At 63.8% G+C, this 14,186-nt stretch carries 11 protein-coding genes; 4 read left to right on the plus strand and 7 right to left on the minus strand.

Annotated features, from left to right (window positions below):
* Positions 1-82 precede the first annotated feature (82 nt).
* Both NKI15_RS17670 and NKI15_RS17675 read right to left on the minus strand, forming a co-directional pair.
* Positions 83-679, minus strand: coding sequence for a hypothetical protein (locus tag NKI15_RS17670; RefSeq protein WP_023712049.1), 597 nt, complete (start codon positions 677-679; stop codon positions 83-85).
* Positions 680-933: 254 nt separating this feature from the next.
* On the minus strand, positions 934-1,551 hold the full coding sequence (locus NKI15_RS17675) for a TetR/AcrR family transcriptional regulator (protein WP_023835195.1): 618 nt from the start codon (positions 1,549-1,551) through the stop codon (positions 934-936).
* 73 nt (positions 1,552-1,624) lie between these two features.
* Here NKI15_RS17675 and NKI15_RS17680 point away from each other — a divergent pair, with 73 nt between their 5' ends.
* A complete protein-coding gene (locus NKI15_RS17680) occupies positions 1,625-2,908 on the plus strand; it encodes an MFS transporter (RefSeq protein ID WP_023835196.1) in 1,284 nt (427 codons plus the stop codon).
* A gap of 100 nt (positions 2,909-3,008) precedes the next feature.
* Here the strand turns inward: NKI15_RS17680 and NKI15_RS17685 are convergent, their stop codons facing one another.
* Positions 3,009-3,287: a hypothetical protein gene (locus NKI15_RS17685; protein WP_032891500.1), complete on the minus strand. Its 279-nt coding sequence runs from the start codon at positions 3,285-3,287 to the stop codon at positions 3,009-3,011.
* 197 nt (positions 3,288-3,484) lie between these two features.
* On the opposite strand from NKI15_RS17685, the gene typA reads away from it, so the two are divergent.
* Complete coding sequence (typA, locus tag NKI15_RS17690; protein WP_023747336.1) at positions 3,485-5,314, plus strand: translational GTPase TypA; 1,830 nt, start codon at positions 3,485-3,487, stop codon at positions 5,312-5,314.
* Positions 5,315-5,373: 59 nt separating this feature from the next.
* Here typA and NKI15_RS17695 read toward each other — a convergent pair whose 3' ends face one another.
* The gene (locus NKI15_RS17695; RefSeq protein WP_352514897.1) at positions 5,374-6,000 is read right to left on the minus strand and encodes a DUF1062 domain-containing protein; all 627 of its coding nucleotides are present in this window, start codon (positions 5,998-6,000) and stop codon (positions 5,374-5,376) included.
* 339 nt (positions 6,001-6,339) lie between these two features.
* On the minus strand, positions 6,340-7,374 hold the full coding sequence (locus NKI15_RS17700; protein WP_352886456.1) for an L-idonate 5-dehydrogenase: 1,035 nt from the start codon (positions 7,372-7,374) through the stop codon (positions 6,340-6,342).
* Positions 7,375-7,513: 139 nt separating this feature from the next.
* Between NKI15_RS17700 and NKI15_RS17705 the strand changes: the two genes are divergently transcribed.
* Positions 7,514-8,128, plus strand: coding sequence for a LysE family translocator (locus tag NKI15_RS17705; RefSeq protein ID WP_023668632.1), 615 nt, complete (start codon positions 7,514-7,516; stop codon positions 8,126-8,128).
* Positions 8,129-8,153: 25 nt separating this feature from the next.
* Here the strand turns inward: NKI15_RS17705 and NKI15_RS17710 are convergent, their stop codons facing one another.
* The gene (locus tag NKI15_RS17710; RefSeq protein ID WP_352514896.1) at positions 8,154-8,594 is read right to left on the minus strand and encodes a hypothetical protein; all 441 of its coding nucleotides are present in this window, start codon (positions 8,592-8,594) and stop codon (positions 8,154-8,156) included.
* A gap of 3 nt (positions 8,595-8,597) precedes the next feature.
* Complete coding sequence (locus tag NKI15_RS17715) at positions 8,598-9,161, minus strand: peroxidase-related enzyme (RefSeq protein WP_023668634.1); 564 nt, start codon at positions 9,159-9,161, stop codon at positions 8,598-8,600.
* A gap of 131 nt (positions 9,162-9,292) precedes the next feature.
* On the opposite strand from NKI15_RS17715, the gene NKI15_RS17720 reads away from it, so the two are divergent.
* Positions 9,293-14,083: an NAD-glutamate dehydrogenase gene (locus NKI15_RS17720; protein WP_352796513.1), complete on the plus strand. Its 4,791-nt coding sequence runs from the start codon at positions 9,293-9,295 to the stop codon at positions 14,081-14,083.
* Positions 14,084-14,186: the final 103 nt, after the last annotated feature.

The raw sequence follows: 14,186 nt of genomic DNA on the forward strand, positions 1-14,186 counted from the left end.
CGCCGCCAGCGAAGCTGCCAATCTCCCCCCTTGAGGGGGAGATGCCCGGCAGGGCAGAGGGGGGTGCCTTGCACCCACGTGGCTAGTTATCCACCCGACCAAACGCCGGCACGTTGCCGATGACGGTGTGCTTGTCCTTGCCACAGGCGAAACTCTTCGCCTTTTCGTCCGCCAGCTTGCGCGCCTGGTCGTTGGCCTGAGGGTTGCCGGTGGCGAGCACGAGGCCGATGGTGCAGCCGTCGCGGGCTTCCATCTGGGCGACCTTGGCGACGAGCAGCACTTCGGTCGGCTTGTTCTCATCCTCGGGATTGCTGATCGAGCGGCGGTGGATCACCGCGAAGGGAACGGCAACGTCGCCCTTGGTCTCGATGCGCCATTCGACCTTGGCGCCGGACGAGTTGAAGCCGGAAAAGCTCTCCCAGACCGAGGTCATCTCGCCGCCGGGCGGAAACCCGTAGAATAGCGATTCACGCGCATCGTCGTAGGCGATCAGCACGGGATAGCCGCGATAGCCGGAGCAGGCGAGTTCGGCCCAGTCGCCATCGCCTTCCTCGGCCTGCGCATAGGTCACGCAATCCTTTTGCGAGTCGAGGTCGGTGTAGACGCTGGATATGCCATCGGCATGGGCTGCCTGGCAGAGGGCGGCGAGGGCGAATGGAACAAGCAGCAGGGTTCGCATGCGGACTTTTCCCTTGAGGTTGGCCCCAGCCTATCGCCAAATTTGCGGCCGGCCTAGCGTGCCAATCTCAACGTTGGCGCCGCCCACATCGCCCTGCCGGGCAATTCTCCCCCTGAACGGGAGAAAGTGGCCGGCTGCGCCGCTGGCGACAACCTTGCAACGCTGGCAATTGGCGAAATCGTGATGAGAGCGTTCCTCGCCCCATTTCCGGGAAAGGATGCCGTTAGGTGAGGGCGGCGCCAACGTTCGAAATGTTATTTCTTCAAGCTCGCCTCGATCAGCAGGTCGGCGTTGCGGGCCACCGATTGCGCCGGGCCGCCTAGGCCGAAGAGCTGGCCGCTGATATAGGCGCCTTCGATCAACAGCAGCAGGCCGTCGCCGAGCGTGTCAGGGTCTTTAGCGCCCATCGCTGCGGCCATGGCGCGCAGGCGGTGGCGCAGCTCCTGCTTGTTGGCCTCGCTGACGACACGCGCCGGATGGCCATGTTCGGGATATTCCACCGCCGCGTTGGTCATGCCGCAGCCGCGATAGTCCGGCCTTTGCGTGCGCTTGCCGACGCGAGTCAGGAAAGCCCTGAGCTGTGCGCGCGGGTCGCCGGGGTGGGCAGCCACGGCTTCGTCGAAACGCTCCCAATACTCACGGTCATATTGCCTGAGATAGGAAGCGGCGAGCTCGTCCTTGGAGGGAAAGCTGCGGTAGAGGCTGGGCTTGGTGACGCCGGCGCGCTTGACGATCTCGTCGACGCCGATCGCCCGGATGCCGCGGCGGTAGAACAGGTCGTACGCCACGTCGAGGATTTTCTTGGCAGCCTTGGGCGGTGCCACTGCATGACCGTCCTTGATGGTCAGTTCAAAATTTTTGTCCGTTGGCATGGTATGACTCGATTGACGTGTTACCGATCGGTACGTATACAGGTCCTCACCCTGCAACGTACCGGTCAGTAACATGATAGCTCAATCCCGTCCGTTTGGCCAGCGCTACGCTTTCGTCGTGGTTGGCGTCATCTTCCTCTGCCTGTTGATCGCGGCCGGGCTTCGTTCCGCACCCTCGGTGATGATGCTGCCGTTGGATAAAAGCTTCGGCTGGGGGCGCGATACGGTTTCGATTGCCGCCGCGATCGGCATCTTCCTTTACGGCCTGACCGGGCCGTTTGCCGCCGCATTGATGGAGCGTATCGGCTTGCGCCGCACGCTGCTTGCCTCGCTTGTGATCATGTCGGGCTCGACCGCGCTCAGCCTGCTGATGACCGAGCCATGGCACCTGTTCCTCACCTGGGGCGTGTTTTCCGGCATCGGCTCCGGCGCGGTCGCCACCGTGCTCGGCGCCACCATCGTCAACCGCTGGTTCAAGACCAATCGCGGCTTGGTGATGGGGCTGATGTCGGCCTCCAGCGCCACCGGCCTGTTGGTGTTCCTGCCGCTGCTGGCATCGCTCGCCCAGTCGGGCGGCTGGCAGCCCGTCGCTACCGCCGTCTCGATCGCCACCGCCTGTCTTCTGCCGCTGGTCTGGCTGTTGGTTCCGGAGCGTCCCGCTTCGATCGGCATGGTGCGCTATGGCGCCGGGGCGGATGACGTGCCGCCGGTATCGCCGGCATCGCAAGGCAATTTCCTGGCGCATACGCTGAACACGCTACGCCGCGCCGCCGGCACCCGCGTCTTCTGGTATCTGTTCGCCACGTTCTTCATCTGCGGCTTCACCACCAACGGGCTGGTCGGCACGCATCTGATCTCCTTCTGCGGCGACATGGGCATCCCCGAGGTACAGGCCGCAGGCCTGCTGTCGCTGATGGGTATTTTCGACCTGATCGGTACGACGCTCTCGGGCTGGCTCACCGACCGTTTCGACCCGCGCAAGCTGCTCGGCGTCTACTACGGCATTCGCGGTCTGGCGCTGATCTATCTGCCCTATTCCGGCTTCTCGGCGACCAGCCTGATCATCTTCGCCGTGCTCTACGGTCTCGACTGGATCGCCACCGTGCCGCCGACGCTCAGGCTCGCCAACGAGGCGTTCGGCGACCGCAGCGGCCCGATCGTGTTCGGCTGGATCGTCGCCGGCCACCAGGTGGGTGCGGCCACTGCCGCCGCCTTCGGCGGCACCATGCGCGAGCTGCAGGGCAATTACGAACTGGCCTTCTTGATCGCCGGCATGACGGCGATCGTGGCTGCGTGTCTGTCGCTGCTGATCAATACGAGCAGGCCGGCGTTCGATCCGGAGCCGCAAGCGGCGTAAGGCGCGGTACTAATCTCCCCTTGGTGACGCTCGATCCGGTGCGGTCGGCGTAAGCCTTTGGGTCGGTGCGAAGGATCGCTATGCCTGGAATGGGCAGCCGTCAGTCCGAGTAGCAAACCGTCGGAATCTTCGGCCACACCGCGCTGTCGCAGCCTGCAACCTGCTGCCTCTGCTTGAAAGAGGCGCTGACCGGGCCGGTGACCACGGGGTCGACGCCATCAGGGGCGTCGGCAAACATCTGCTCGGCCGTCCGGTCGGACGACGAAGCCGGATTGGCTTCCTTCACCGTGGCGGCCGATTGAGCGGCATTGGCCGCCAGCACGGCAGCGAATGCGACCGAAGCGATGAGGGGCCAAAATCGGTTGAGTTTGTCGGTCATGAATTTCGAACTACCCGGGCCCAGAAAGGTTCCCGCCTTGGTTAACAAAACCATCTCACACCGAGATGCTTAAGATTTGATGAGTATTTGGTGGTGCGCCTCCTCTTTCGCAATTGCGAAAAACCCTGTATGAGCCGCGCAACCGAAAGAGGCGGCGCCTTTTGGCCTGCTGCCTGCAACGCTCCCGAGACCACAAAATGAAAATTCGTAATATCGCGATCATCGCGCACGTCGACCATGGAAAAACCACCCTCGTCGACCAATTGCTGCGGCAATCCGGTTCCTTCCGCGACAATCAGCGCGTCGCCGAGCGCGCCATGGATTCCAACGACCTCGAAAAGGAACGCGGCATCACCATCCTGGCCAAGGCGACCTCGGTCGACTGGAAGGACACCCGCATTAACATCGTCGACACACCCGGCCACGCCGATTTCGGCGGTGAGGTCGAGCGCATCCTGTCGATGGTGGATTCGGCGATCGTGCTGGTCGACGCCGCCGAAGGCCCCATGCCGCAGACCAAGTTCGTCGTCGGCAAGGCGCTCAAGGTCGGCCTGAAGCCGATCGTCGTCATCAACAAGATCGACCGTCCGGACGCCCGCCACGTCGAGGTGGTCAACGAGGTGTTCGACCTGTTTGCAGCGCTTGACGCCACCGACGAGCAGCTCGACTTCCCGATCCTCTACGGTTCTGGCCGCGATGGCTGGGTCTCGGAAAATCCGGAAGGCCCGAAGGACCAGGGCCTGGCGCCGCTGTTCGACCTCGTCATCAAGCATGTGCCGGAGCCGACCGTTCATCCCGGCCCGTTCCGCATGATCGGCACCATCCTGGAAGCCAATCCGTTCCTCGGCCGCATCATTACCGGCCGTATCGAGAGCGGCACGCTGAAGTCCAACCAGGCGGTCAAGGTGCTCCACCATGACGGCACGCAGATAGAAACCGGGCGCATCTCCAAGATCCTCGCGTTCCGTGGCCTTGAGCGCCAGCCGATCGAAGAGGCGCAGGCGGGTGACATCGTCGCCATTGCCGGCCTGTCCAAAGGCACCGTCGCCGACACGTTCTGCGACCTGGCGGTGACCGAGGCGTTGCATGCGCAACCGATCGATCCGCCAACCGTGACCATGTCTTTCCTGGTCAACGATTCGCCGCTCGCCGGCACTGAAGGCGACAAGGTGACCAGCCGCGTCATCCGCGACCGCCTGCTGCGCGAAGCCGAAGGCAATGTCGCGCTCAAGATCGAGGAATCGCCCGACAAGGATTCGTTCTTCGTTTCCGGCCGCGGCGAATTGCAGCTGGCCGTGCTGATCGAGACGATGCGCCGCGAAGGCTTTGAAATCGCCGTGTCGCGTCCGCGCGTCGTCATGCAGAAGGGCGAGAACGGTGAATTGCTGGAGCCGGTCGAGGAAGTCGTCATCGACGTCGACGAGGAGCACGCCGGCATTGTCGTGCAGAAGATGTCGGAGCGCAAGGCCGAGATGGTCGAGCTGCGGCCTTCGGGCGGCAACCGTCAGCGCATCGTCTTCCACGCGCCGACGCGCGGACTGATCGGCTACCAGTCGGAACTGTTGACCGACACGCGCGGCACCGCCGTGATGAACCGGCTGTTCCACGCCTACCAGCCCTACAAGGGCGGACTGCCGGGCCGCACCAACGGCGTGCTGATCTCCAACGAACAGGGCGAGGCAGTGGCCTATGCCATGTGGAACCTCGAAGACCGCGGCCCGATGGTCATCGACCCGGGCGTCAAGGTCTATCAGGGCATGATCATCGGCATCCATAGCCGTGACAACGACCTCGAAGTGAACGTGCTGAAGGGCAAGAAGCTGACCAACATCCGCGCCGCCGGCAAGGACGAGGCGGTGAAACTGACGCCGCCGATCCGCATGACGCTGGAGCGCGCGCTGGCCTGGATCCAGGACGACGAGCTGGTCGAGGTGACGCCGAAGACCATCCGCCTGCGCAAGCTCTATCTCGACCCGAACGAGCGCAAGCGCTTCGAGAAGTCGGCCAAGGTTGTGGGCGCGGCGTAATCGTCTGATTTCCAAATCCGGAAGGAGGCGAAGCACCGATGTGCTTCGCCCTATTTCGTTTATCTGCTCGCCCTTGAGATGATGGTTTCTCGGTCGGCTTCGCCGGAGAGATCAATTCGCACGATCGTGCCATCGCGAGCCGGCTTGCGCAAAGCCCTGGCGCCTTCGGAAACGACAAACAGCAATCGTTTCTCCTCCAGCGCCTGAAGCCTTGATCGCGAGATGCCGAGTTCGCCGGCGAGCAGACGGTCTAGCCGCAGCGATGTCGGCATTTCCAGCCCAAGCCTGATTTCAAGCGCGGCTGCGGGTCGGCCTTCGCCGCCGAGCCGGTGTTTGTGAACGGCGACATCGGCAAACTCCTCGACGCGGCCGACCCGGTTTCGCAAAGCCACGACATCGAAGGCATGGCGGCGGGCGAGGGCCGGATCGTTGCTTTCGAGAGCGGTCAGCAGCGTCGGTTCGATGTCGCGGCGGTTGCAGCGTTCGAAAATGCCGAAATTCCACGAATTGTCGCAGTCGATGCAGCGATAGATCAGCCAGACATCAATGCGTTTGCCATTGGCGTTGACGCGGAATTTGTCGCTGCAGCGATAGGCTTTCACGGCGCCGCAGCGGTTGCAGTGGATCAGGGGTCGAGGTGCGATTTCGGGCGCGATTGCCCAGCGGATAGCGAGATGTTGGGACAAGCCGGAAGACCTTCCAGTGTGGAAGTTCTTCAGGTCGGCAATGGCGAGATGCCCATGCGGGCACGGCGTGGCGAGAGCTAGCTATGTCGGAAATCAGCTGTCACGGGCGGCAAAGCGCGCGACAACGGTTCAGCAGTGCCAAACCGGTCTCGAACCGCCGCCTGAGGAACACGTGAAATGGAGCAGGCACCGCTTAATGCGGCGCCCTGCCAAGTGTGATCAGGGAGTTGGCGAGACCGGCGGTTACTGAGGCAAAATGAAGCTCGAAATGAATGTCGGGACGGTTCTTCTAGCGGCAAGATGCCGAGCGGGCAAGGTTCATAGGGTGTCTCGCCCTGCTCAGGCGAAGGCGATCTGTACCTTCATCGATTTGTTGCGGTCGCCGGCGATCTCGAAAGCCGCAACCGCCTCGTCCATCGGATAGATGCCGGTCAGCAGCGGCTTGACGTCGACGCGACGGTTGTTGATCAGATCGACGGCCAGCGCGAACTCGTCGTGGAAACGGAAGGAGCCGCGCATTTCGATCTCCTTGGCGACGATGAGATTCTGAGGCAGCGACATGTCGCCGCCTAGGCCGAGCTGCACGAGCACCCCGCGCGGCTTCAGCACATCGAGCCCGGCTCGCACCGCGCGCTCATTGCCGGAGCATTCGAACATGAGGTTGAAACTGCCCTTCTCGACATTGTAGCCAGCGAGCTTGTCGGCATCTGTGGCGACATTGATGGTGCGGTCGGCGCCGATCTCGTTGGCCTTGGCCAGAACCGCGTCCATGACATCGGTGACGACGATCTCGCGCGCGCCGTGGACGCGCGCGGCCAGGATGCACAGCGCGCCGATCGGCCCGCTGCCGGTGACCAGAACCCGCTTGCCGAGCAGCGAACCGGCGCGGTTCACGGCATGCAGCGTTACCGCGAACGGCTCGGCAAAGGCGGCTTCGTTGATGGAGACATGGTCGGCGATTTTGTGGCACTGCCAGGCCTCCGCGACGAGGCGCTGGCGGAAGGCGCCCTGTATATGCGGCATCGGCATGGCGCTGCCGTAGAAGCGCATGTTGAGGCACTGGTTCTGCATGCCCTGCAGGCAATAGCGGCAGGCATTGCAGGGCCGGCTGGGCGAAATCGCAACGCGGTCGCCGACGGCAAGGCTGGAAACGCCGGCGCCAAGTGCCTTCACCGTGCCAGCGACCTCATGTCCGAGGATCATCGGCTCGCGCAGGCGCACCACGCCGAAGCCGCCATGATTGTAGTAGTGCAGGTCCGAGCCGCAGATGCCGCCGGCCTCGACCGATATTTCGACCTGTCCGGCGCCAGGCGCGCCCGAATCGGTCTCTTCGATGCGCAGGTCTTTTGCGGCGTGGATGACGATTGATTTCACGGCCGCGATCCTTTCTCAAACCGCTGGCACGGGCAAGTCCGATCTCCGAAATGTGTCGCGTTCGTTGGCCCTCAGGCAGAGGGTGCCAAATTGACGCCGATCGGATATTCTTCGCCATCCAACGCTCGAAGGCTCCGTCATGCACCTCACCTCGCTCCTGATCTTCGCCGCCGCCTTGTTCGTCGCTGCCGGTTCGCCCGGCCCGTCGATCGCCGCACTTGTTGCCCGCGTCATCTCGAAAGGCTTTCGCGACGTGTTCCCTTTCCTGCTCGCCATGTGGATCGGCGAGGCCATCTGGCTGTCGCTGGCGGTGTTCGGGCTGGCGGTCGTGGCGCAGACCTTCCATTTAGCCTTCGTCGTCGTGAAATGGATCGGCGTCGCTTACCTCGCCTACCTCGCCTTCAAGATGTGGACCGCACCTGTCGACGCAAAAGAAGGCGAGATGCCGCGCGAGGATTCGGCGACAAAGCTGTTCTTTGCCGGCATGGCGGTGACGCTCGGCAATCCCAAGATCATGATGTTCTATCTGGCGCTGCTGCCGACGATCATCGACCTCGCTTCGGTGAGTGTCATCGGCTGGGTCGAACTGACGGCGACGATGGCGGTGGTTCTGATCGCCATCGATCTCGCCTGGGTCGTCGCGGCCTCACAGGCGCGCAAACTGTTGAAGAGCAAGCGTGCGATGAAGATCGCCAACCGCATCAGCGCCACGACGATGGCCGGCGCCGCCGCGGCCATCGCGGCGCGATCCTGACCGCCTTTCTATGGGAACCTCAAAGCTAGACGTTGTCCAATAGACCCATGCTATCAGACGTGCCAACTTTCCAGCCGGCGAAGCATCCCAAAACGCCACAGGCCGCGCATCGTACGCCAACATAAAGCCAGCGAACGCCGTCACGTTCCGGGTAGATGGAAAACCCGACGCCGATGTTTGCAGCTTCGGAGCCGCACTCGGTGCACGCCCATCGTTCCGGCTGGGCTTCGTCCCAAAATTCCGCACTGTCGCAGATAAGATGCTCGGATCCGCAGACCGTGCACGTTCGTCGCGCCACACCCTCGTCATCGTCGGCATCGAGGAGAAACGAGATGGAACCGCACTTGCAGCGGGCGAGCCTGAAGTCATGAACCTCGGCGTTGTCGGCGCCATAGGCTTCCAAGTATTCTCCGATGTCAGTGGGCTCGCTGCCAACCCACCACTTGCCTGACGTATCTATCGTCATTGGTCACCTCGCCATTGAGTGGTATTCGTCGTTCGGGCGCATGTCGATGGCCGCCGCCACGCGGTTCGACATGTTGAAGAAGGCGGCGGTCGAGGCGATGTCCCAGATGTCTCGGTTGGTGAAGCCGGCGTTGCGCAGTGCTTCCCTGTCCGCCTCGACGATCTTTGCCGGCTCTTCCGTCAGCTTGACGGCGAATTCGAGCATCGCCGTCTGTTTCGGTGAAAGATTGGCAGCGCGGAAGTTCATCACCATCATCTCGCCGAGAGCCGGATCGCCGGAGAGCTGGCGCACCGCCGCGCCATGCGCGGTCAGGCAATAATAGCAGTGATTGATCGAGGAAACGACGACCGCGATCATCTCCCGTTCCAGCTTCGACAGGCCGGATTCACCCAGCATCAGATCATTGTAGGTGTCGGTAAAGGCGCGCAGCTTCTTCTCGTCGAAGGCATAGGCAAGAAGCACGTTGGGAACCAGGCCGAGCTTTTCCTCGCATTTGGCGAAATAGGCTTTTGTCGCCTCGCTCAGTTCCGCGATACCGAGGTCAAGTGCGCTGATTTTGCCGGACATGGGGTCTCCCTCTTCGTTCACCGCCGCCTGACCGTCGAATTCCTGTAATTCTTATCGAGCCGTCAAACCTTTGTCGCCAAACAGCGGTCATCTGCTACCATAGTCGTAAAAGCATGTGACGGGAGGACAACATGGCGAGCGTGAAATCCGCAGCTAAGCCGAAGAAAACAGCCAATGCCGGGGTGAAACCCGACGGGAAGCCGGCCAGGCTCGCCGACTATCTGCTGGCCCGCGCGCCGGCCGAAGACATTGCCGCCTATGACGCCGCCGACCTGGAGCGCGCCGCCGACCTGGCAGGACGTGCGGTCGCCGCCCACAAGAAGGGCCAAAGTGTCGTCGCCGTCGATGCCGGGTCGGGCGTCTCCCGCGAGGGCCGCCCGATGACGATCATCACCGTCGTCAACGACAACATGCCGTTCCTGTTCGATTCGATCCTCGGCGAGATCACAGAAACTGCCGGCGAACCGACTTTGGTCACCCATCCGGTCATCGCCGTGCGTCACGGCAAGGCCGGCGTCGACGAGATCCTCGGCGACGGCAGCGCCCTCAAGGACGATGGCAATCACGACCGCCTGAGCGTCGTCCATGTCCATATTCCGCGCCTGACGGCGGAGCAGGCCGACGCGCTGGCCGACCGCCTGCGCAAGATGCTCAACCAGGTGCGCGCCGCCGTCAGCGACTGGAAGCCGATGCTCGCCCGTCTCGACCAGGCGATTTCCGAATTCCGCTATTCCGCCGTGCCGCTCGACAAGAAGAGCGTTGCCGAGGCCATCGCCTTCCTTGAATGGCTGCGCGACGACAATTTCACTTTCCTTGGCATGCGCGAGTTCAAATATTCCGGCGGCGCGGAGAGCGGCAATCTGGAGCGCGCCGACAAACCCGGTCTCGGCATCCTCGCCGACCCGGATGTGCTGGTGCTCCGGCGCGGCACCGAGGCGGTGACGACGACGCCCGAAATCCGCGCCTTCCTGCATGGGCCGGAGCCGCTGATCGTCACCAAGGCCAACGCCAAGTCGCTGGTGCACCGCCGCATTTATCTCGATTATATCGGCGTCAAAACCTACACCGCCAAGGGCACGCTTGCCGGCGAGTTGCGCATGGTCGGCCTGTTCACCTCGACCGCCTACACGCGCTCGGTGATGAAAATCCCGTATCTGAGGTCAAAGGCCGAGACCATCATCGCCAAGTCCGGCTTCGACCGGCACGACCATTCCGGCAAGGCACTGATCAACGTTCTGGAGAGCTATCCGCGCGACGAACTGTTCCAGGTGCCGGTGCCGATCCTGAAGAAGCACGCCGCGGCCATTCTCGGCCTGGTCGAGCGGCCGCGGGTGCGGGCGCTGGTGCGCGCCGACCAGTTCGACCGCTTCGTCTCGATCCTCGTCTTCGTGCCGCGCGACCGCTATGACAGCGTCGTGCGCGAGAAGATCGGCACCTATCTCAAGACCGTCTTCGAAGGCCGTTTGTCGGCTTACTATCCGGCTTTCCCCGAGGGCGGGCTGGCGCGTGTGCATTTCATCATCGGCCGCTCCGGCGGCAAGACGCCGAAGGTCGAGCAGGCGGTGATCGAAGCGGCGATCCGCGACATCGTGCGAACCTGGGACGACGCGCTGGCCGAAGCTGCGGAAGCCGTCGGCGGCGATCCATCGCTGAAGGCGATCGCCGCGCGTCTGCCTGAGAGCTATCGCGATTCCTTCAGCGCGGCCGTCGCGCTGAAGGATGCGGGGCGCATCGCCGGCATCAGCACCGCCAACCCGATCGCCATCGACTATTACCGCCATGCCGAGCAGAAACCGCATCAGGCAGCGCTGAAGATCTACCACCACGGCAGCCCGGTAGCGCTGTCGCGTCGCGTGCCGGTGCTGGAAAACATCGGCTTCCGCGTCATCAGCGAGCGCACCTTCGAAGTTGGCGAGGACGGCGGCGACACCGTCTTCGTCCACGACATGGAGTTGGAGAACAGCTACGGCAAGCCGATCGACCTCAGCGATGGCGGCGCGCTGTTCGAGGACGCGTTCCTGTCGGTCTGGCGCGGCGACATCGACAATGACAGCTATAACGGGCTTGCCCAGACCGCCGGCCTGTGGTCGGGCGAAGTCAGCATTCTGCGCGCCTATGGCCGCTACCTGCAGCAAGCCGGTATCCCGCAGAGCCAGGATTTCATCGCGGCCGCGCTCAACCGCTATCCCGACATTGCGCGCGGCCTGCATGCACTGTTCGTCGCTCGTCTCGGCCCGACCGCCGAGACGGAAGGCGTCGTCGCCGCCAAGCACCTCAAGGCCAAGATCAAGGACGCGCTGGAGGAAGTCCCTAACATTGATGACGACACCATCATCCGCCGCTATCTCAACCTGATCGAAGCCTCGTTGCGCACCAATCATTTCGTTGCGGGAACGAAGGCGCGGGGCCAGTCACTGGCGATCAAGCTGGACTCGCAAGCGGTCGATGGCCTGCCGGCGCCGCGGCCGTGGCGCGAGATCTTCGTCTATGGGTCCGAGGTCGAGGGCGTGCATCTGCGCTTCGGCCCGGTTGCGCGCGGCGGCCTGCGCTGGTCGGACCGCGCCCAGGATTACCGCACCGAGGTGCTCGGCCTGGTCAAGGCGCAGCAGGTCAAGAACGCCGTCATAGTGCCGGTCGGCGCCAAGGGCGGCTTCTATCCGAAGAAGCTGCCGATGAGCGCCGGCCGCGACGCCATCTTCGAGGCCGGCACCTCGGCCTACAAGAATTTCGTTTCCAGCCTGTTGTCGATTACCGACAATATCGGGCTGGACGGTGTCATCCCGCCGGCCGGCGTTGTCAGGCGCGACCCCGACGATCCCTATTTCGTCGTCGCCGCCGACAAGGGCACGGCGACCTTTTCCGACACCGCCAACGCCATCAGCGAAAGCCACGGCTTCTGGCTCGACGACGCCTTCGCCAGCGGCGGCTCGGCCGGTTACGACCACAAGAAGATGGGCATCACCGCCAAAGGCGCCTGGGAAGCGGTCAAGCGGCATTTCCGCGAGATCAACCGCGACATCCAGGCCACCCCCTTCACCGTCGTCGGCGTCGGCGACATGTCGGGCGACGTGTTCGGCAACGGCATGCTGCTGTCGCCGCAGACCAGGCTGATCGCCGCCTTCGACCATCGCGACATCTTCATTGATCCCGATCCAGACAGGGTGGCGTCGATGGCCGAGCGCGAGCGCATGTTCGCGCTGCCGCGTTCGTCCTGGCAGGACTACGACAAGACCAAACTGTCGGAAGGCGGCGTCATCGTCTCGCGCAGCCAGAAGTCGATCACGCTGCCTGCGGCAGCGGCGGCGGCGATTGGCCTCGCCAAGACCACCGCGACACCGGCCGAGATCATGACCGCCATCCTCAAGGCGAACGTCGACCTTCTGTGGTTCGGCGGCATCGGCACGTATTTGCGGGCCTCGGGCGAAACCAATGCCGAAGTCGGCGACCGCGCCAATGACGCCATCCGCATCACCGCGCTCGATGTGCGGGCCAAAGTGATCGGCGAGGGCGCCAATCTCGGCGTCACGCAGCGTGCCCGCATCGAATTCGGCATGAATGGCGGTCGCTGCAACTCCGATGCCATCGACAATTCCGGCGGCGTCAACTGCTCCGACGTCGAGGTCAACATCAAGATCGCGCTGGCGTCCGCCATGCGCAAGGGATCGCTGACCCGGCCGGCGCGCAACAAGCTGCTGGCCGAGATGACCGACGAGGTCGCCGGCCTCGTGCTGTCCAACAATTACGAACAGACGCTGGCGCTTTCCATCGCCCGCAAGCGCGGCCTTGCCGACATCGCGCACCAGAGCCGGTTCATGGCGGCGCTGGAGGCTCGGGGCCTGCTCGACCGCGCTGTCGAGACGCTGCCGTCGCCGGCCGCCCTTGCCGAGCGCGAGGCGCGTGGCGAGCCGCTGACCCGGGCGGAGCTTGGCGTGCTGCTCGCCTATGCCAAGATCGTGCTGTTTTCCGACATCGTCGCCAGCGACGTGCCTGACGACGCGCATTTCGACCGCGATCTGATGGGCTATTTCCCTGACCGGATGGCGAAGAAATATGCGGCCGAGATCCATGGCCACCGGCTGCGCCGCGAAATCATCGCCCGCGTCGTCGCCAACGATCTCGTCAATCGCGGCGGACCGTCATTCGTCAACCGGCTGCAGGAAGCCACGGGGCGCAGCGCGGCCGACGTGGTGCGCACCTTCGCCGTGGTGCGCGACGGCTTCGCGTTGCCGGCGCTCTATCAGGAGATCGATGCGCTGGACAGCCACATCGACGGCCAGGCGCAGCTCGATCTCTACCAGTCCGTCAGCCGGCTTATCTTCGTGACCAGCGGCTGGTATCTGAAGAACGATGCCGGCACCGCAGCGCTCGGCCAGCGCATTGCCGAACTGCAAGAGGCGCGCATGGCGCTGGAGCCGAAGCTGCTCTCGCTGCTACCGGCCTTCTCGCGCGAGCGGGTCGAGGAGAGGCGGTATGGCCTGTTCAAGGCCGGCGCCCCCGAAAAGCTCGCCGGGCAGCTGGCAATGGCCGATGTGGCGGGACTGATCCCCGACATCGCACTGACGGCGCGCACGGCCAATGCCGACGTCGTCGCCTCGGCCAAGGCGTTCTTCGCCGTCAGCGATGCCTTCCGCATTCCGCGCGTCGAAGAGGCGGCGCGTTCAATCACGCCGTCGGACTATTACGACCAGCTGGCGCTGTCGCGCGCCACCGACACGATCGGCGCGGCGCGGCGCGGCATTGCGGTGGCGGCTCTCGCCGGCCATGCCGGGACGGCGGATCCTGTGGCGGCCTGGCTGGAAGCCGGAGGCGAGCGCGTGGCGCGCATCCGCGAGCGGCTGCAGGCGCTGACCGAAGGCGGGGATATCACCGTGTCCAGGCTGTCGGTGGCTTCGGGGCTGATGAGCGATCTGACGGGGATGTGAACATCTCCGAAACGCCGGCGCCGCCCTCATTGCCCTGCCTGGCATTTCTCTCCGTATAGTGACGAGGAGAAAGGGCGGGCCGTAGCCTTGGCGCCCTTGTTGC

Origin of the sequence: Mesorhizobium sp. M0862, from assembly GCF_040319795.1 — a bacterium.
Taxonomy (GTDB): Bacteria; Pseudomonadota; Alphaproteobacteria; order Rhizobiales; family Rhizobiaceae; genus Mesorhizobium.

Bases quoted from the DNA above. Each gene is read 5' to 3' on its own strand.
- NKI15_RS17715 (WP_023668634.1), bottom strand. From the start codon at position 9,161: ATGTCCGGCAAAATCAGCGCACTTGACCTCGGTATCGCGGAACTGAGC.
- NKI15_RS17720 (WP_352796513.1), top strand. From the start codon at position 9,293: ATGGCGAGCGTGAAATCCGCAGCTAAGCCGAAGAAAACAGCCAATGCC.
- NKI15_RS17685 (WP_032891500.1), bottom strand. From the start codon at position 3,287: ATGACCGACAAACTCAACCGATTTTGGCCCCTCATCGCTTCGGTCGCA.
- NKI15_RS17710 (WP_352514896.1), bottom strand. From the start codon at position 8,594: ATGACGATAGATACGTCAGGCAAGTGGTGGGTTGGCAGCGAGCCCACT.
- NKI15_RS17670 (WP_023712049.1), bottom strand. From the start codon at position 679: ATGCGAACCCTGCTGCTTGTTCCATTCGCCCTCGCCGCCCTCTGCCAG.
- NKI15_RS17675 (WP_023835195.1), bottom strand. From the start codon at position 1,551: ATGCCAACGGACAAAAATTTTGAACTGACCATCAAGGACGGTCATGCA.
- typA (WP_023747336.1), top strand. From the start codon at position 3,485: ATGAAAATTCGTAATATCGCGATCATCGCGCACGTCGACCATGGAAAA.
- NKI15_RS17705 (WP_023668632.1), top strand. From the start codon at position 7,514: ATGCACCTCACCTCGCTCCTGATCTTCGCCGCCGCCTTGTTCGTCGCT.
- NKI15_RS17680 (WP_023835196.1), top strand. From the start codon at position 1,625: ATGATAGCTCAATCCCGTCCGTTTGGCCAGCGCTACGCTTTCGTCGTG.